Source organism: Atlantibacter sp. MEI4A-1023 (assembly GCF_056155425.1).
The window spans coordinates 2,609,296-2,626,212 of the sequence record NZ_CM149568.1 but is presented as its reverse complement, the minus strand read 5'-3'; the positions used below and the strand labels follow the sequence as shown (position 1 = coordinate 2,626,212).

The window sequence follows — 16,917 nt, the reverse complement described above, 5'->3', positions numbered from 1 at the left end:
CCGCCTGATAAAAGGTGAACCTTACGCACTACGGCTGACGTTATTTTTTCCAGAAGTCGTCAAACACGGTAATTGGCGGGCGACGCTTGTGCTCGGTTTTAAGATACCAGCCTTCGATAGTTTTGCTGATGCTCTCATCAAGGGTTTTGCCTTCCAGATAGTCATCAATATTTTCGTAGGTGACGCCCAATGCCACTTCATCCGGCAGAGAAGGGCGATCGTCTTCCAGATCCGCCGTTGGCAGTTTGGTATAGAGATGCTCCGGGCAACCCAGTTCGCGCAACAGCAGTTTGCCCTGGCGTTTATTGAGGCGGAACAGTGGGTTAATGTCGGTTCCGCCGTCGCCGTATTTGGTGAAAAAGCCGGTAACTGCTTCCGCCGCATGGTCGGTGCCAATAACCACGCCTTTGCTCATCCCGGCGATGCTGTACTGCGCTTTCATACGCTCGCGTGCTTTTTCGTTACCGCGTACAAAGTCGCTTAGCTCAATGCCCGCGTCGCGCAATGCCTGTTCGCTGGCCAACACGGCCGCTTTGATGTTCACGGTTAATACTTGATCCGGCTGGATAAACGCCAGCGCGTCCTGGCAATCCTGCTCGTCGAACTGTACGCCGTAAGGCAGACGGACGGCGATAAACTGATAGCTGGCATCGCCGGTTTCGTCGCGCAGTTCGGTTATGGCAAGCTGGCTGAGCTTCCCGGCCAGGGTGGAATCCTGACCCCCGCTGATGCCCAATACCAGGGACTTGATAAACGGATGCGCCTGTAGATAGGCTTTAAGGAAATCCACGCTGCGGCGAATTTCCTGCTGAACGTCAATGTGCGGGTTTACGCCGAGTGCCTGAATAATTTCTTGTTGTAGAGCCATTTACCCCTCCGATCACAGCCTGTCTGATTTGAATTCATATCGGTAAAGTTTAATCCTTAAAACTAACCTGATGTGCCGGAAACGACAAGGCGCACGGCGGTTTCCTCGCCCGAATGGCGCAAATTAAGGCGATTTGCCGCTAAAGGAGAATCGTCCTAAAAAATGCCGTTACGCTCTAACGACTTGAAAAAGGTTAATTTCTCTTCCAGGCTTACTTCACACGCAGAAACAAGAGGAAGACATAATGAATAACAAGTTTGCAGGATTACTGGGTGCGGCGGCTGTCATGACAATGCTGGCAGGTTGTACGGCGTATGACCGTACTAAAGACCAAATTACTCAGCCCGTGGTAAAAGACGTCAAGAAAGGCATGAGCCGTGAACAGGTTCGCCAGCTTGCCGGCCAGCCATCTTCTGAAGTGAGCATGATCCACGCTCGCGGTACTTGCCAGACCTACATTCTGGGTCAGCGCGACGGCAAAGCGGAAACCTACTTTGTGGCGCTGGATGACACCGGCCACGTGATCAACTCCGGCTACCAGACCTGTGCCGAATACGACACCGATCCACAGGCGCCGAAAGCGAAACAGTAAGTTTTGCGTCCCGCATAAAAAAACCTGCTTCGGCAGGTTTTTTTATGTCTCTACACCAGCCATGAACGCCACGGCGCTCATGCCGTGGCGCCGTATTTATGCCGGGATAGCCGGGATTTTGTTGGTCCGTGACCACACCCGATGCTTCTGTAACAGCGTCAGCAGCGTCTCCACCGCATAGCCCTGCGCATCATCGCCTTCAATAATTCCTTCTTCGCCCTGGGCATCCACCCCCAACACCGATTTAAACTGGCGGGCATCACCCAACAGCGTAATCGGCTTCAGGTGCTTATACGCTTCGAGCAGGTAGTAGCGCACATCGCCGCGATCGAGCAGGCCGCTGACCGTGCCGCCGGGGACGATGACCGCGTCGACCGTCAGCGACGGCACACCCTCGAAGGTGCCCATTACGGTGATTTGCGAACCGTCATCCGCCGTGACTTCACCCATGCGTGAATAGAGCAGTTTGCTGTGCACGCCCTGGCGCTTCAGGCCCTGCATGATTGCCAGTAAGTCCGCAGCGCACACACGGTCGTTAAGCAGGATCGCCACCACGCGGCCTTTCACGCTGCCACTCGGCACCGCGTACAGGCTGAGCGCCGCGTCTTTCTTCAGGCCGTTGACATCCTTCGGCGGGGCGGTGTGGATCTGCTCGTCGGTGAGGGTGATCCCCAGGTTCTCCGCCACCGCGCTGGCGAGAGAAACATCGATATGGCAAAGCTGGTCCACCACCCGCTCGCGAATGTAAGCGCGGGCGACCTTGCCCAGCTCGAAGCTGAAGGCATCGATAATATGCTGCTGTTCAACCGGCGTCTGGCTCTGCCAGAACAGGCGCGGATGGGAATAATATTCGCCGAACGATGGGCTGCGCTCGCGGATTTTATGGCCCTCGACACGCTCCTGCCAGGATTCAAATCCCCCGCGTTTCGGGCCAGGAGGCGTCTCGCGCGGCCAGTTGTCGTTGATGGAGTTCGGCTCGTAGTTCGCCGGGTTGGTGTCGATATCCATGCGGTGCATGCCGTCGCGCTGGAAGTTGTGGTACGGGCAAACCGGGCGGTTAATCGGAATTTCGTGGAAGTTAGGCCCGCCGAGGCGGCTGATTTGGGTATCGGTGTAGGAGAACAAACGCCCCTGCAACAGCGGGTCGTTAGTGAAGTCCAGACCGGGGACGATATGGCCCGGATGGAACGCCGCCTGTTCGTTCTCGGCGAAGAAGTTGTCCGGGTTGCGGTTGAGCACCATCTTGCCCACCAGTTGCACCGGCACCAGCTCTTCGGGAATGAGTTTGGTCGGATCGAGCAGGTCGAAATCGAATTTGAATTCGTCTTCTTCCGGGATCAATTGCAGGCCCAGCTCATATTCCGGGAAATCGCCCGCTTCAATCGCTTCCCACAGCTCGCGGCGGTGGAAATCGCCGTCACGGCCAATCAGCTTCTGCGACTCATCCCATACCAGCGAGGCTTTGCCGGCGACCGGCTTCCAGTGGAAGCGCACGAAGGTGGCTTTGCCTTCGGCGTTGATCAACCGGAAGGTATGGATGCCGAAGCCTTCCATGGTGCGATAGCTGCGCGGGATACCGCGATCCGACATCGCCCAGATCACGTTATGCAGGGTTTCCGGTTGCAGGGAAACGTAGTCCCAGAAGGTGTCGTGGGCACTGGCACCCTGCGGAATAGCCCAGTGCGGCTCGGGTTTGACCGCATGCACAAAGTCCGGGAATTTGTGGGCGTCCTGAATAAAGAACACCGGCGTGTTATTGCCCACCAGATCGAAAATCCCTTCTTCGGTGTAAAACTTGGTGGCGAAACCACGGATATCACGCACCGTATCCCCCGAGCCTGCGCCGCCTTGCACGGTTGAGAAGCGCACAAACACCGGGGTGATTTTCTCCGGATCGCTCAGAAAATCTGCTTTGGTAAGATCTTTCAGGCTTTTATAGGGCTGGAAATAGCCGTGAGCCGCCGAGCCGCGCGCGTGGACGATACGCTCCGGGATGCGCTCATGGTCGAAGTGGGTGATCTTTTCGCGCAGGATGAAGTCTTCTAACAGCGTCGGGCCACGCGTGCCGGCGCGCAGCGAGTTTTGATCGTTGGCGATGCGCACGCCCTGATTGGTGGTGAGCGGGAAATCTTCGCTGCCTTTACGGAAATTATCGAGCGCATTGAGTTTTTCATTTGAGGTGTCCGGGGCTTTCAGGCTGCCGGGGGCGGTAGGGTATTCGCCGGGTGCGCTGTGTTGCGGGGCCGGGCGGTGCGAACCGTCTTCGGGAGCCAAAGAATCCATTCCGGGTTGTGATTCACTGGCGTCGTGGATCGGCGCCTGGTGTGAGGGCTTATCGTTATGCGACATTTAACTCGTCTCCTGATTTCATTGCTGAAAATGGGGTCGTTGTTAGGTAAAAACCCTTCTAACTATAGAACAATGCCGACGCGCTGCTTTTCAGGGCCAGAGGTCGGGCTGCAGGGAGGCGTGAGATCCGTTATCATAGAGGCACGAATCTGATTGTTTGATATTGATTGCTGCTGATGAAACCTTTACGCCAACAAAATCGTCGTGTTATCACGTATACGCCACGGATTGAACCTGCACCGCCGGAACACGCGGTACGCATGGAAGGATTCAAAGACGTCTGGATGCTGCGGGGAAAATATGTCGCCTTCGTGCTGGTGAATGACGGCTTTTTGCGCTCCCCGACCTTCACGATCCCGGAGTCTGCGCAGCGCTGGGCGTCACAGATTAAGCAAGATCTCGTTTAGCTTCTGGCTATTTCTGAAATAAAAAAAAACCGCATTTTTCAATGCGGTTTTTTTGCTTTTGAAGGGCGATTAACGGTGCGCGAGTTCGGCTTCTTCGTCGCTGTTCAGGATCGCTTTATCAGTTTGCTTCAGCCACTGGCTGGTCAGCGTACCGGCAGTCATGGAACCGCTCACGTTCAGCGCGGTACGGCCCATGTCGATCAGCGGCTCAACGGAAATCAGCAGCGCCACCAGGGTCACCGGCAGGCCCATTGCGGGCAGCACGATCAGCGCGGCGAAGGTTGCGCCGCCGCCCACACCCGCTACGCCTGCGGAGCTTACGGTCACAATGCCCACCAGAGTGGCAATCCACATCGGGTCCAGCGGGTTAATACCCACGGTCGGCGCCACCATCACCGCCAGCATCGCCGGGTAGAGACCCGCACAGCCGTTCTGGCCGATAGTCGCGCCAAAGGAGGCCGCGAAGCTGGCGATAGATTCCGGCACGCCCAGACGACGGGTTTGCGCTTCGACGTTCAGCGGAATAGACGCGGCGCTGGAACGGCTGGTGAAGGCGAAAGTCAGTACTGGCCAGACTTTGCGGAAGTACTTCAGCGGGCTCACGCCGTTCACTGCCAGCAGCAGACCATGCACCACAAACATGATGCCCAGACCCAGGTACGAGGCGACCACGAAGCTGCCCAGCTTGATGATGTCCTGCAGGTTAGAGCTGGCAACCACTTTGGTCATCAGCGCCATTACGCCGTACGGAGTTAACTGCATCACCAGGCGAACCAGCTTCATCACCCAGCTTTGCAGGGTATCGATAGCGGTCAGCACGCGCTCGCCTTTCGGCGCATCGTCTTTCAGCAGTTTCAGTGCCGCCACGCCGAGGAACGCCGCGAAAATGACCACGCTGATAATGGAGGTCGGGTTCGCGCCGGTGAGATCGGCAAATGGGTTTTTCGGAATAAACGACAGCAGCAGCTGCGGCACGCTCAGATCGGCCACTTTACCGGCGTAGTTAGTTTCAATGGCGCTCAGACGGGCGGTTTCCGCCGTGCCCTGCACCAGGCCTTCTGCGGTCAGGCCGAACAGGTTAGTCACCAGCACCCCCACCAGCGCCGCGATAAGCGTGGTGAACAGCAGCGTGCCGATAGTCAACAGACTGATTTTACCGAGCTGGGAGGCGTTATGCAGGCGGGCGACCGCGCTCAGAATGGAGGCGAACACCAGCGGCATCACAATCATTTGCAGCAGTTGCACATAGCCATTGCCGACCACGTTAAACCACTGGATAGAGGTTTTCAGGACCGGGCTATCTGCGCCGTAAATCGCATGCAGAACGCAGCCGAAGACCACGCCGATCACCAGACCCACTAATACTTTTTTTGCCAGACTCCACTGCCGGTGGCGGGTTTGCGCCAGCAACAGCAAGAGGATAACGAACACCACAATGTTCGCTATTAATGGAAAATTCATCCCCGTTCTCCTGTTTCACTGACAGGCTCGAAGTGGCCCGTCTTTATGGCGCAAAGGGTAACAGAAGACGCGGGGGGTTCTTATAATCAAATGGAATTGATTATATCCAAAAGTGGTTTTCTGCTGGTTTAACGCTCGGTCTGGTGATGAATAAAGCGATCGAACTGATTTTGCAGTGAATTGATCATCTGGGATGACCAGCGGATAGCGCTATTCTCTGGCAGGCCCTGGGGCATCCACACGGCATAAACAAAGAACGCCATGCACAGCACCCGCTCAAGCTGGTTGCCTTTTTGCGGCATCAGGATCGGCAGACGGAAGCGCCAGCGACAGGGCCACAGCAGCGGAACGCCCGCCGGGGTTAGCATATCCGCCAGAATATGGCTGAGATAACCCAATACCATACCCTGAATAGCGTCTGCCGGAATAATCCAGCTATCGGGGACTTTGAGATAGAACAGCGTCAGGGCGATAAACACCGCCAGCAGGCTGTGGGTAAAGCCCCGGTGACCAAAGGCGCGGGCGACGGGTTTAGAGATCCACTTTAGCCGCTGGCCAAGCAGCGATTTGGGGTGATCGATATCCGGCAGCAGACAGGTCAAAATTGCCGACGGAACAATATGCCACCAGTCCCCCTGCGCCAGCACAGGGGTGAGTTCGGCGTTTTTGGCAAACACCGCACACGCAATGGAGAAAAAAAGGTGGCCTTCCGCCGTCATGTTAAAAACCCAGAAAAAAGCTGACTGTCAATTCATCCAGTATAGGGTTTTTATACAGTAGACGGAAGCGGTGACGGTGTAACTCTTTGTCACCGGATTTTCATCGCGTTAGCGTGCCAGCCAGCCGCCATCCACGGCGATGGTGTAGCCATTGATATAGGCCGAGGCGTCGGAGGCTAAAAATACCGCCGGGCCCTGCAAATCTGCCGGTTCGCCCCAGCGCGCGGCGGGGATGCGATCGAGGATTTCCTGGTTGCGGGCAGCGTCTTCTCGCAGTTGCTGGGTATTGTTGGTCGCCATATAACCCGGTGCGATGGCGTTGACGTTGATGTTGTGTGCTGCCCACTCATTGGCCAGCAGCCGGGTTAACCCCAACACGCCGCTTTTCGAGGCGGTATAAGAGGGAACGCGGATGCCGCCCTGGAAGGAGAGCATCGAGGCGATATTAATGATTTTTCCGCCGCCGCCCTGGGCGATAAACTGCCGGGCCACGGCCTGCGATAAAAAGAATACCGATTTAAGATTCAGGTTCATGACGTCGTCCCAGTCTTGCTCGGTGAAATTCAGCGCGTCTTCCCGACGGATAGTACCGGCGTTGTTGACCAGAATATCCACCCGGCCCATGCGTTCTACAGCGGTCTGTACAATGGCATCGATATTATCCTGACGGCTTAAGTCAGCCTGAATGGCGGTAAAACGTCGTCCCAGCGCCGTGACTTTTTGCTCGGTATCGTGCGGAATTTTGCGGTTGACGCCGACGATATCGCAGCCCGCCTGGGCAAGCCCTAGCGTCATTCCCTGGCCCAGCCCGGTGTCACAACCCGTCACAATCGCGACTTTACCCGCAAGGTTAAATGCATCAAGAATCATAATGTCCTCGTTATCTACTGAATGTTATTGAGAAGATCATAGGCAGGGAAAATAAAATAACCAAGATAAAATAAAACAATGTTTCAAAAATATGATGAGGGTATAAAAAAGACGGCCTGAGCCGTCTTTAGAGCGGGAAATTACCCCCGAAGATGGGTAAGGGTGAGCTGTTCCAGCGAGTCGAGTTTAGCGTCAGCGAGGACCCAGCGCGGGTCGGCACGATTTTCTGCTGCGGGCACCACAATTGAACGCATCCGCGCGGCTTTGGTGGCAATCATCCCGTTGACGGAGTCTTCCAGGGTGACGCAGCACAGCGGATCGACGCCTAGTTTGGCGGCGGCGTCCAGATAAACCTGCGGGTGCGGCTTACTGTACGGCAGTTTTTCCGCCGATGAGACGGCATCAAACTGGTCGCGTAAACCCAGTATCGACAGCACGCTTTCCAGCATTCGCAGCGGAGATGCCGACGCCAGACCCACTTTTAGCCCCTGCGCTTTGCATATCGCCACCGCCTCGGGTACACCAGGGAGTGCAGGGCGTTGCTCTTCGATCAGGGTAATCGCCCGGGTGATGATGCGATCGGTCACTTCCGCCTTTGAAGGGCCATTCCAGGGCTGGTGGATAAACCAGAGATCCACCACCAAATCGATGCGTAAACCTAATGTATCAGGCAGTTCATGGCGGCGGGTGACATCCACGCCAAGTGTCGCCATGATTTCCAGCTCCGCTTTATCCCATAGCGGTTCTGAATCAATCAGCAGGCCATCCATATCGAAAATCGCGGCGAGGATCGGGCGCGAATCAGGCATCGGTAATCACTCCTGTGGTTAACATGTTGTGTTATCAATAGCCTGAAAATCAGCTTATCGCTACCGCTTTGTGAATTTCGCAGTAAACTTCAGGCGGAGAATCTGTTGAGCAGGTAGACTTGTTTTCGAGAATGTAGCGTCTTAAAAGGGGAAAGAATGACGTACCAACAAGCTGGACGCATTGCTGTTATAAAACGCCTTGCCGGGTGGATTATCTTTATACCCGCAGTTATTTCAACGCTGATTTCAGTACTGAAATTTATGTATGAGCACAGCGAAAAGCAGCCGGGCATCAATGCCGTGATGCTGGATTTCGCCCATATCATGATTGATATGATGCGCTTTAATACGCCGTTCCTGAATTTTTTCTGGTACAACTCGCCGCTGCCTGACTTCCAGCACCAGGCGAATGTCACGTTCTGGATTATCTTTATCTTCATTTTCGTCGGGCTGGCGCTACAGGCGTCCGGCGCACGGATGAGCCGCCAGGCGCGCTTCCTGCGCGAAGGTATTCAGGACCAGTTGATTCTGGAACAGGCGAAAGGGGCCGACGGCCTGACTAAAGCACAGCTAGAAGATCGCATCGTTGTGCCTCGCCATACTATTTTTCTCCAGATATTCCCGCTGTATATCCTGCCGGTCATTGTGATTATTGCCGGGTATTTCTTCTTTAAGCTGTTGGGCTTTATGTAAAAAAACGCTCCCGGGCGGGAGCGTTGTCGTTAAGCCGCCAGTATCCTTTCCAGCGCTTTTTGCGCCGCCACCAGATGATTACCGCCAAACAAAATGGCGCGGTTTAACAGGGTATAGAGCTGGTACAGCGGCTGGCGCTGGAGAAAGCCTGCGGGTAAGGGGGAAACAGACTGGTAGCCATCGTAAATTTGCGGCGCCTGGTCAGGGTGCAGCGGCAGCATCGCCAGATCGCATTCGCGGTCGCCCCAGTAGCAGGCCGGGTCGAAGATATAAGGCCCGTCCGGCCCCAATGCGCAGTTCCCGGACCACAAGTCACCGTGTAATAACGACGGCTGAGGCTGGTGGGAGGCTAACTGTGCGGCTACCACATCCACGATCAAATCAATATCGCCAAACTCCAGGCCTTTTTCGGCCGCCAGCTCCAGCTGCCAGCCAATGCGCTGTTCGGCGAAAAACGTCGACCATTTGCGCTGCCAGGCGTTAGGTTGTGGCGTCGTGGACAGGTCGTTGTCAAAATCAAGGCCGAACTGCGGTTGGTCGCTCCACTGGTGGAGACGCGCCAACTGCTGGCCCAGCAGGAAGGCATTATGGGCGTCAAGCGGGCGTGGTTCGAGGTATTCCAGCAAGACAAAGCTGTAATCCCTGTCGCTGCCGACACCCCACACATCAGGTACGCGGACGGTTTGACTACGGGCAAGCAGGGCGAGTTGGTCAGCCTCTGCGGTGAAAATCGGCAACAGCTCGCGATCGTCACACTTAACGAACACGTCATGTGTACCGTAACGCACCCGCCACGCGGCGTGGATTTCTCCGCCGGGTAATTCAGTGCGCTGCGTGAGTTCCTGCTCGCCGAACTGCTCTGCTAACAGACGACTGATGGCTTGCCACATAATGTCTCTCCCCAGGTTGCCTGATATTTCATTACCTTAGCGCATTACTACCGGTTAAAAACAGGAACTGGCGCACATCCCGACGCGACAACCTGCCTTTACATCAGGAATCATCCGCCAGCCAGGCTTCCCAGGTGGTGATATCCACTTCCGGTTTCTGGCCAAGGGCCGATTCGCCTAATCCTTCCGCCAGCTCTCTGACGTCCTGCTCATCTTGCGCGGTGATCAGACCAAAGGTATTGATGCCAAGCTCATGCACTTTGCCCTCGTCATCGCTCATGGTGAGCGTAAAACCGCCACGGGTCAGGTGGTTATTGAGCTCATTGATGTCAGTCAGATTTTCCTCATGAAAACGGAACGTGACAACGTAACGCTTAATATCTCCGCTAGCCATTATTCACCTCTTTGTAATAGCTGAAGAATTCAGCATAGCCGATGCGCTATGCGACTGCGCAAAAAATGACCGCGCTGAGACTAACCTTGCAAATACTGATAAATCTTCTCGGTATTCTCATGGGAACAGAGCCGGGTTCCCTGATTCAGCGTGGCGGCACTCCCGGCAGCAACGCCGTAGCGCACCATATCCAGCAACGACGCCTGTTGAGCCAGCTTGAGCGTCATTGCGCCGACCATGCTGTCGCCCGCACCGACGGTACTCTGGCTTTTAACCGGCGGCGGCACCACCTGGACGCAATCCGTTTCATCCACGCCCAGCGCGCCCTGCGGGCCGAGAGACACCACCACACGTCTGGCTTTACCGCTGCGCACCAGCTCTTGCGCCGCCTGGCGCACATCATCAGGTTGCGTTAAATCCCGCCCGACTAGCGCCGCCAGCTCTTTCTGGTTGGGTTTCACCAGTTCAATGCCGCCGATATCCAGCGCGGCGGCCAGCGCTTCGCCGGAGCTGTCGATGATGCATCGCAGGCCGTTTTGCTGGGCGCGCTTTATCAACTGAGTAAAGTCAGCGAGATCGACGCCCGGCGGCAGGCTGCCGCTGATTACCAGCAGCGAACCGGATTCCAGCGCCAGCACTTTTTCCTCAAGCTGGCGGAATTCATCCTGAGACAAATGCGCGCCGGGCATCACAAACCGGTATTGTTCGCCGCTGGCTTCGACATGCACGTGCAGATTCTGGCGCGTCCAGTCCTGTGACGGGATGGTATCGACGTTGACGTTTTCTTCCTCAAGCAGGGCAGTGAGATGCTCGCCGGTCGCACCGCCGGCAGGGAATAACGCCGTGGCGTTGCCGCCTAAGTGGCTGATTGCCCGGGCGACATTAATTCCGCCGCCGCCGGGTTCAAATACCGGGGTGGTGCAGCGTAATTTCCCTTCAGGGTAGATTTGCGGCGTGACCGTCGCGCTGTCCAGCGACGGGGCGAGCGTCAGGGTAAATACCGGAACCATATGACCTCCTTTTGAATGGGCTGACCTAATCGTAGCACTCATGGCGTGATGAAGTGTCAATTAACACTATGATTTTTAATATGAATAGCACTTAAGGGTGACACTTTATCCTTATGAATTAAAAGCGATTTTCAGATCTCTCTTATACAAAAAATGATTCAGGAACTCATTGCTATGTCATTCTTGGCTTTTTATAATTTGTTACCTTTCCCGCGGACCGGTTCGTTGATCCCGTGGAGAGTTTCCGGGACCGTGATGGTCTCTTTTTTTGTTGTGCGGACCTTAAAAATTAAATGAAGCTTTTAAAGACAGTACCCGCAGTGGTTATGCTGGCGGGGAGCGCGTTGTTCAGTCATTTCGCAACCGCTGATGATTCCGTTTTTACTGTCATGGATGATCCTTCCAGTGCGAAAAAGCCTTTCGAAGGCTATCTCAACGGTGGTTATCTGGCGCAGTCTGGCAATACCACCAGCTCCTCTCTGACCGCCGATAGCGCGCTGACCTGGTACGGCAGCACCACCGCGTGGTCTTTATGGGGGAATGCCAGCAACAACTCTTCCAATGACGAGCGTTCTTCAGAGAAGTATGCGCTTGGTGGCCGTAGCCGCTATAACATGACTGACACCGACTATTTATTTGGTCAGGGCAGCTGGCTGACGGACCGCTACAATGGTTATCACGAGCGTGATGTGGTCACCGCCGGTTACGGTCGCCAGTTCCTGAACGGGCCGGTACACAGCCTGCGTTTTGAATTCGGTCCGGGTGTGCGTTACGACGAATACACCGATGGCACTGACAAAACTCAGGCGCTGGGCTATGCCTCTGGCGCGTATGCGTGGCAGTTCACCGACAATGCGAAATTCACCCAGGGTGTTTCCGTGTTCGGCGCGGACGATACCACCGTGAACTCTGAAACCGCACTGAACGTCGCGATTAACGAACACTTTGGATTAAAAGTGGCTTACAACGTCACCTGGAACTCCAATCCGCCGTCAACCGCACCCGATCACACCGATACCCGCACGTCTGTTACGCTGGGCTATAAAATGTGATTATCCAGGCCGGTATTTTCCGGCCTGTTTTTTCCCTCCTGATTATTTCAATCTGGTCAAAATAATCCTGACCGATGCCGTTTTTTTGTGATTAACCGTCGTGGTTATGGCTTATTCTTGCGGCTTGAATCGATAGAGACTTTAACCCCTTGCAGATGATGTGTAATATTGCAAGCGGTGTTATCAACTGGCGGGCCGAGGTGTTTGCAGCGTTTCGTACGCCGTAAGGACCATATTTCGCAGAGTGCAGCGGGAATCAGCCCATAACCTGTTGATAATGATTAAATATTACTGTTTCGTATGTGATCTTTCGTGTGGGTCACCACTGCGAATAAGGACAAAAAATGCCCGTTATTACTCTTCCTGATGGCAGTCAACGCCATTATGACCACGCTGTAAGCCCCATGGATGTTGCCCTGGACATTGGTCCGGGTCTCGCAAAAGCCTGTATCGCAGGCCGCGTTAATGGTGAATTAGTCGATGCCAGCGACCTGATTGAACAGGATTCGCAATTGGCTATTATCACCGCAAAGGATGACGAAGGACTGGAGATTATTCGCCACTCCTGCGCGCACTTACTGGGTCATGCTATTAAACAACTCTGGCCGAATACCAAAATGGCAATCGGTCCGGTGGTGGATAATGGCTTCTACTATGACGTTGATCTGGAAAACACCCTGACCCAGGAAGATCTCGACGCCCTTGAAAAGCGCATGCACGCGCTGGCAGAGAAAAATTACGACGTCATCAAGAAAAAGGTCAGCTGGCATGAAGCCCGTGAAACCTTTGTGAACCGTGGCGAAAGCTATAAGGTTTCCATTCTTGACGAAAACATTGCCCATGATGATAAGCCTGGCTTGTATCATCATGAAGAATACGTAGATATGTGCCGTGGCCCGCACGTGCCGAACATGCGTTTCTGCCATCACTTCAAATTAATGAAAACGGCAGGGGCCTACTGGCGCGGTGACAGCAACAACAAGATGTTGCAGCGTATCTACGGTACCGCCTGGGCGGATAAAAAAGCCCTGAACGCCTATTTGCAGCGTTTAGAAGAAGCCGCGAAGCGCGATCACCGTAAAATCGGCAAGCAGCTCGACCTGTATCACATGCAGGAAGAAGCGCCGGGCATGGTGTTCTGGCACAACGACGGCTGGACTATTTTCCGTGAACTGGAAGTGTTTGTTCGTTCCAAACTGAAAGAGTACCAGTACCAGGAAGTGAAAGGTCCGTTCATGATGGACCGCGTCCTGTGGGAAAAAACAGGCCACTGGGAAAACTACAAAGATGCGATGTTCACCACCTCATCCGAGAACCGTGAATACTGCATCAAACCGATGAACTGCCCGGGCCACATTCAGATCTTCAACCAGGGCCTGAAATCCTACCGCGATCTGCCGCTGCGTATGGCGGAGTTCGGTAGCTGCCACCGTAACGAGCCGTCGGGCGCGCTGCATGGCCTGATGCGCGTGCGCGGTTTTACCCAGGACGATGCCCACATTTTCTGTACTGAAGAGCAGGTGCGTGACGAAGTCAACGGCTGTATTCGCCTGGTTTACGACATGTACAGCACCTTCGGTTTCGAGAAAATTGTGGTGAAACTATCGACGCGCCCGGAAAAACGTATCGGTAGCGATGAGATGTGGGATCGCGCTGAGGCGGACCTGGCGGTAGCGCTGGAAGAAAACGGTATTCCATTTGAATATCAGCTCGGCGAAGGCGCGTTTTACGGCCCGAAAATCGAGTTTACGCTGTACGATTGCCTCGACCGCGCCTGGCAATGTGGTACAGTTCAGCTAGACTTCTCGCTGCCACAGCGTCTTGGTGCGTCGTATGTTGCTGAAAACAATGACCGTCAGGTGCCGGTGATGATCCACCGCGCGATTCTGGGCTCCATGGAACGCTTCATCGGTATTCTGACTGAAGAGTTCGCCGGTTTCTTCCCGACATGGCTGGCTCCGGTGCAGGTGGTGGTGATGAATATCACCGATTCGCAGTCCGAATACGTTAACGAATTGACCCGTAAACTACAAAATGCGGGCATTCGAGTAAAAGCGGACTTGAGAAACGAGAAGATTGGCTTTAAAATCCGCGAGCACACTTTACGTCGTGTCCCGTATATGTTGGTCTGTGGTGATAAAGAAGTGGAAGCAGGCAAAGTTGCCGTTCGCACTCGCCGCGGGAAAGACCTGGGAAGCCTGGACGTAAGTGAAGTGATTGAGAAGCTGCAACACGAGATTCGCAGCCGCAGTCTTCAACAACTGGAGGAATAAGGTATTAAAGGCGGAAAACGAGTTCAAACGGCACGTCCGAATCGTATCAATGGCGAGATTCGCGCCCAGGAAGTTCGCTTAACCGGTCTGGAAGGTGAGCCACTGGGTATTGTGAGTCTGAGAGAAGCGATCGAAAAAGCTGAAGAAGCTGGAGTAGATTTAGTTGAAATCAGCCCTAACGCCGAACCGCCAGTTTGTCGTATTATGGACTACGGCAAGTTCCTTTATGAAAAGAGTAAATCTTCTAAGGAACAGAAGAAAAAGCAGAAAGTTATCCAGGTCAAGGAAATTAAATTCCGTCCTGGTACTGACGAAGGCGACTATCAGGTAAAACTCCGCAGCCTGATTCGCTTTCTCGAAGAAGGCGATAAGGCCAAAATCACGCTGCGTTTCCGCGGTCGTGAGATGGCCCACCAACAGATCGGTATGGAAGTGCTTAATCGCGTGAAAGAAGATCTGAATGAACTGGCCGTAGTCGAATCCTTCCCAACGAAGATCGAAGGCCGCCAGATGATTATGGTGCTCGCTCCTAAGAAGAAACAGTAAGGCCTTCAAGTAGCAACGTCTGTGGAGCCTTAGGGCTTCACAGATTTTGTTCGCCCTACGTTTCGTTTAATCAACAATGCGAAGTGGAAGTTATTAAAATGCCAAAAATTAAGACCGTACGCGGTGCTGCTAAGCGCTTCAAAAAAACCGGTAAAGGTGGTTTTAAGCACAAGCACGCTAACCTGCGTCATATTCTGACCAAAAAAGCTACCAAGCGTAAACGTCACCTGCGCCCGAAAGCCATGGTTTCCAAAGGCGATCTGGGTCTGGTCATCGCGTGCCTGCCGTACGCATAAGCCGTTTAACTTTTAACTTTTTTACAGAATAGAAACAGGAGAGCACTATGGCTCGCGTAAAACGTGGTGTAATTGCACGTGCACGTCACAAGAAAATTTTGAAACAAGCTAAAGGCTACTACGGTGCGCGTTCACGCGTATACCGCGTTGCCTTCCAGGCTGTTATCAAAGCTGGTCAGTATGCTTACCGTGACCGTCGTCAACGTAAGCGTCAGTTCCGTCAACTGTGGATTGCGCGTATCAACGCAGCAGCACGTCAGAACGGTATCTCTTACAGCAAATTCATCAACGGCCTGAAAAAAGCCTCTGTTGAAATCGACCGTAAGATTCTGGCTGATATCGCCGTATTCGACAAAGTGGCATTCTCTGCCTTGGTTGAAAAAGCGAAAGCAGCTCTGGCGTAAGCCAGTTTGAAGGAGGGAGCTTGCTCCCTCTTTTGCTTTCCGGCCTTCGTTTTATTGACATTTCAACCTGATAGCCTTTCAATAGACGGATTAGTTTCAAGAAATAAGGTAACTGCAAGCATGAACGCTGCTATTTTCCGCTTCTTTTTTTACTTTAGCACCTGATCTCAGGGGGCTTGCGCGTAAGAAAGAAACGGAAAATAAACGCCAAAAGCCTCCATCGTGGAGGCTTTTTTTTTGGTCGACAGAACAATCACTACTCAGGCGTATGCGCCACTATTATGAGGAAAACCATGCCACATCTCGCAGAGCTGGTTGCCAGTGCAAAGGCAGCTATAGACCAGGCCTCCGATGTTGCCGCGTTAGATAACGTACGCGTCGAATATCTGGGCAAGAAAGGGCACCTGACCCTTCAAATGACCACCCTGCGTGAACTGCCGCCAGAAGAGCGTCCGGCAGCAGGCGCGGAGATTAACGAAGCCAAAGAGCAGGTACAACAGGCGCTGAACGCCCGTAAATCCGATCTCGAAAGCGCCGCGCTAAATGCCCGCCTCGCCGAGGAAACCATTGATGTTTCTCTGCCGGGCCGTCGCATCGAAAACGGCGGCTTGCATCCGGTGACCCGCACTATCGATCGTATTGAAAGCTTCTTCGGCGAACTGGGCTTTACCGTGGCAACGGGCCCGGAAATCGAAGACGATTATCACAACTTCGACGCGCTGAACATTCCGGGCCACCACCCGGCGCGCGCCGACCACGATACTTTCTGGTTTGACGCCACTCGTCTGCTGCGTACCCAGACCTCCGGCGTGCAGATCCGCACCATGGAAAACCAGCAGCCGCCTATCCGCATCATCGCGCCGGGCCGCGTCTACCGTAACGATTACGACCAGACCCACACCCCGATGTTCCATCAGATGGAAGGCCTGATCGTTGATAAAAATATCAGCTTCACCAACCTGAAGGGCACGCTGCACAATTTCCTGGAAAACTTCTTTGAAGAGGATTTGCAGATCCGCTTCCGTCCATCCTATTTCCCGTTTACCGAACCGTCTGCTGAAGTGGATGTGATGGGTAAAAACGGTAAGTGGCTGGAAGTGCTGGGCTGCGGCATGGTGCACCCGAACGTACTGCGTAACGTCGGCATCGACCCGGAAGTCTATTCTGGCTTCGCCTTCGGTATGGGCATGGAGCGTCTGACCATGTTGCGTTACGGCGTCACCGATTTGCGCGCCTTCTTCGAAAACGATTTACGTTTCCTCAAACAGTTTAAATAAGGGCAGG

The 16,917-nt window shown here is 54.1% G+C and carries 19 protein-coding genes and 1 other annotated feature; of the genes, 10 read left to right on the top strand and 9 right to left on the bottom strand.

The genetic code is table 11. The annotated features are described in order from the left end of the window. Positions 1–40: 40 nt before the first annotated feature. A complete protein-coding gene (nadE, locus tag ACVV26_RS12625; protein ID WP_474797350.1) occupies positions 41–868 on the bottom strand; it encodes an NAD(+) synthase in 828 nt (275 codons plus the stop codon). Between the two features lie 244 nt (positions 869–1,112). Between nadE and osmE the strand changes: the two genes are divergently transcribed. Next, positions 1,113–1,460: an osmotically-inducible lipoprotein OsmE gene (osmE, locus tag ACVV26_RS12620; protein WP_312982492.1), complete on the top strand. Its 348-nt coding sequence runs from the start codon at positions 1,113–1,115 to the stop codon at positions 1,458–1,460. A 96-nt stretch (positions 1,461–1,556) separates the two neighbouring features. Here the strand turns inward: osmE and katE are convergent, their stop codons facing one another. Continuing rightward, positions 1,557–3,809, bottom strand: coding sequence for a catalase HPII (katE, locus tag ACVV26_RS12615; protein WP_474797349.1), 2,253 nt, complete (start codon positions 3,807–3,809; stop codon positions 1,557–1,559). A 176-nt stretch (positions 3,810–3,985) separates the two neighbouring features. Between katE and cedA the strand changes: the two genes are divergently transcribed. Continuing rightward, positions 3,986–4,216 carry a cell division activator CedA gene (gene cedA, locus ACVV26_RS12610; RefSeq protein ID WP_312982489.1) on the top strand — a complete coding sequence of 77 codons (231 nt, stop codon included), beginning with the start codon at positions 3,986–3,988 and terminating at the stop codon, positions 4,214–4,216. Between the two features lie 69 nt (positions 4,217–4,285). On the opposite strand, the gene ACVV26_RS12605 is transcribed toward cedA, so the two are convergent. The 4 genes from ACVV26_RS12605 to hxpB all read right to left on the bottom strand — a co-directional run bounded on the left by ACVV26_RS12605 (position 4,286) and on the right by hxpB (position 8,075). Next, the gene (locus ACVV26_RS12605) at positions 4,286–5,677 is read right to left on the bottom strand and encodes an L-cystine transporter (protein WP_474797348.1); all 1,392 of its coding nucleotides are present in this window, start codon (positions 5,675–5,677) and stop codon (positions 4,286–4,288) included. 128 nt (positions 5,678–5,805) lie between these two features. Then, entirely contained in the window at positions 5,806–6,396 is a 591-nt protein-coding gene (locus ACVV26_RS12600; RefSeq protein ID WP_183168752.1) for a metal-dependent hydrolase, read from the bottom strand. Positions 6,397–6,504: 108 nt separating this feature from the next. Next, the gene (kduD, locus tag ACVV26_RS12595) at positions 6,505–7,266 is read right to left on the bottom strand and encodes a 2-dehydro-3-deoxy-D-gluconate 5-dehydrogenase KduD (RefSeq protein ID WP_474797347.1); all 762 of its coding nucleotides are present in this window, start codon (positions 7,264–7,266) and stop codon (positions 6,505–6,507) included. 140 nt (positions 7,267–7,406) lie between these two features. Further along, on the bottom strand, positions 7,407–8,075 hold the full coding sequence (gene hxpB, locus ACVV26_RS12590; protein WP_474797345.1) for a hexitol phosphatase HxpB: 669 nt from the start codon (positions 8,073–8,075) through the stop codon (positions 7,407–7,409). A 156-nt stretch (positions 8,076–8,231) separates the two neighbouring features. Between hxpB and ACVV26_RS12585 the strand changes: the two genes are divergently transcribed. Then, positions 8,232–8,768, top strand: coding sequence for a YniB family protein (locus tag ACVV26_RS12585; protein WP_474797344.1), 537 nt, complete (start codon positions 8,232–8,234; stop codon positions 8,766–8,768). Positions 8,769–8,797: 29 nt separating this feature from the next. Here ACVV26_RS12585 and ACVV26_RS12580 read toward each other — a convergent pair whose 3' ends face one another. The 3 genes from ACVV26_RS12580 to pfkB all read right to left on the bottom strand — a co-directional run bounded on the left by ACVV26_RS12580 (position 8,798) and on the right by pfkB (position 11,062). Then, on the bottom strand, positions 8,798–9,658 hold the full coding sequence (locus ACVV26_RS12580) for a fructosamine kinase family protein (protein ID WP_474797343.1): 861 nt from the start codon (positions 9,656–9,658) through the stop codon (positions 8,798–8,800). 103 nt (positions 9,659–9,761) lie between these two features. Beyond that, entirely contained in the window at positions 9,762–10,052 is a 291-nt protein-coding gene (ghoS, locus tag ACVV26_RS12575; RefSeq protein WP_474797342.1) for a type V toxin-antitoxin system endoribonuclease antitoxin GhoS, read from the bottom strand. A gap of 80 nt (positions 10,053–10,132) precedes the next feature. Next, positions 10,133–11,062, bottom strand: a complete 930-nt coding sequence (gene pfkB, locus ACVV26_RS12570) for a 6-phosphofructokinase II (RefSeq protein ID WP_474797341.1) — start codon at positions 11,060–11,062, stop codon at positions 10,133–10,135. Positions 11,063–11,355: 293 nt separating this feature from the next. On the opposite strand from pfkB, the gene ACVV26_RS12565 reads away from it, so the two are divergent. The 7 genes from ACVV26_RS12565 to pheS all read left to right on the top strand — a co-directional run bounded on the left by ACVV26_RS12565 (position 11,356) and on the right by pheS (position 16,910). Further along, positions 11,356–12,114 carry a DUF481 domain-containing protein gene (locus ACVV26_RS12565; protein ID WP_474797340.1) on the top strand — a complete coding sequence of 253 codons (759 nt, stop codon included), beginning with the start codon at positions 11,356–11,358 and terminating at the stop codon, positions 12,112–12,114. Positions 12,115–12,458: 344 nt separating this feature from the next. After that, positions 12,459–14,387: a threonine--tRNA ligase gene (gene thrS / locus ACVV26_RS12560; RefSeq protein ID WP_312982474.1), complete on the top strand. Its 1,929-nt coding sequence runs from the start codon at positions 12,459–12,461 to the stop codon at positions 14,385–14,387. A 3-nt stretch (positions 14,388–14,390) separates the two neighbouring features. Next, entirely contained in the window at positions 14,391–14,933 is a 543-nt protein-coding gene (gene infC, locus ACVV26_RS12555; RefSeq protein WP_312982575.1) for a translation initiation factor IF-3, read from the top strand. 98 nt (positions 14,934–15,031) lie between these two features. Beyond that, the gene (rpmI, locus tag ACVV26_RS12550) at positions 15,032–15,229 is read left to right on the top strand and encodes a 50S ribosomal protein L35 (protein WP_001124225.1); all 198 of its coding nucleotides are present in this window, start codon (positions 15,032–15,034) and stop codon (positions 15,227–15,229) included. A 47-nt stretch (positions 15,230–15,276) separates the two neighbouring features. Next, the gene (gene rplT / locus ACVV26_RS12545; protein ID WP_000124849.1) at positions 15,277–15,633 is read left to right on the top strand and encodes a 50S ribosomal protein L20; all 357 of its coding nucleotides are present in this window, start codon (positions 15,277–15,279) and stop codon (positions 15,631–15,633) included. A gap of 115 nt (positions 15,634–15,748) precedes the next feature. Beyond that, positions 15,749–15,872: a sequence feature (Phe leader region), on the top strand. Then, positions 15,754–15,798: a pheST operon leader peptide PheM gene (gene pheM, locus ACVV26_RS12540; RefSeq protein WP_001386830.1), complete on the top strand. Its 45-nt coding sequence runs from the start codon at positions 15,754–15,756 to the stop codon at positions 15,796–15,798. It overlaps the preceding feature by 45 nt. 54 nt (positions 15,873–15,926) lie before the next feature. Continuing rightward, positions 15,927–16,910, top strand: a complete 984-nt coding sequence (pheS, locus tag ACVV26_RS12535; protein ID WP_474797339.1) for a phenylalanine--tRNA ligase subunit alpha — start codon at positions 15,927–15,929, stop codon at positions 16,908–16,910. The last annotated feature ends 7 nt before the right edge of the window (positions 16,911–16,917 follow it).

Bases quoted from the DNA above. Each gene is read 5' to 3' on its own strand.
- nadE (WP_474797350.1), bottom strand. From the start codon at position 868: ATGGCTCTACAACAAGAAATTATTCAGGCACTCGGCGTAAACCCGCAC.
- osmE (WP_312982492.1), top strand. From the start codon at position 1,113: ATGAATAACAAGTTTGCAGGATTACTGGGTGCGGCGGCTGTCATGACA.
- katE (WP_474797349.1), bottom strand. From the start codon at position 3,809: ATGTCGCATAACGATAAGCCCTCACACCAGGCGCCGATCCACGACGCC.
- cedA (WP_312982489.1), top strand. From the start codon at position 3,986: ATGAAACCTTTACGCCAACAAAATCGTCGTGTTATCACGTATACGCCA.
- ACVV26_RS12605 (WP_474797348.1), bottom strand. From the start codon at position 5,677: ATGAATTTTCCATTAATAGCGAACATTGTGGTGTTCGTTATCCTCTTG.
- ACVV26_RS12600 (WP_183168752.1), bottom strand. From the start codon at position 6,396: ATGACGGCGGAAGGCCACCTTTTTTTCTCCATTGCGTGTGCGGTGTTT.
- kduD (WP_474797347.1), bottom strand. From the start codon at position 7,266: ATGATTCTTGATGCATTTAACCTTGCGGGTAAAGTCGCGATTGTGACG.
- hxpB (WP_474797345.1), bottom strand. From the start codon at position 8,075: ATGCCTGATTCGCGCCCGATCCTCGCCGCGATTTTCGATATGGATGGC.
- ACVV26_RS12585 (WP_474797344.1), top strand. From the start codon at position 8,232: ATGACGTACCAACAAGCTGGACGCATTGCTGTTATAAAACGCCTTGCC.
- ACVV26_RS12580 (WP_474797343.1), bottom strand. From the start codon at position 9,658: ATGTGGCAAGCCATCAGTCGTCTGTTAGCAGAGCAGTTCGGCGAGCAG.
- ghoS (WP_474797342.1), bottom strand. From the start codon at position 10,052: ATGGCTAGCGGAGATATTAAGCGTTACGTTGTCACGTTCCGTTTTCAT.
- pfkB (WP_474797341.1), bottom strand. From the start codon at position 11,062: ATGGTTCCGGTATTTACCCTGACGCTCGCCCCGTCGCTGGACAGCGCG.
- ACVV26_RS12565 (WP_474797340.1), top strand. From the start codon at position 11,356: ATGAAGCTTTTAAAGACAGTACCCGCAGTGGTTATGCTGGCGGGGAGC.
- thrS (WP_312982474.1), top strand. From the start codon at position 12,459: ATGCCCGTTATTACTCTTCCTGATGGCAGTCAACGCCATTATGACCAC.
- rpmI (WP_001124225.1), top strand. From the start codon at position 15,032: ATGCCAAAAATTAAGACCGTACGCGGTGCTGCTAAGCGCTTCAAAAAA.
- rplT (WP_000124849.1), top strand. From the start codon at position 15,277: ATGGCTCGCGTAAAACGTGGTGTAATTGCACGTGCACGTCACAAGAAA.
- pheS (WP_474797339.1), top strand. From the start codon at position 15,927: ATGCCACATCTCGCAGAGCTGGTTGCCAGTGCAAAGGCAGCTATAGAC.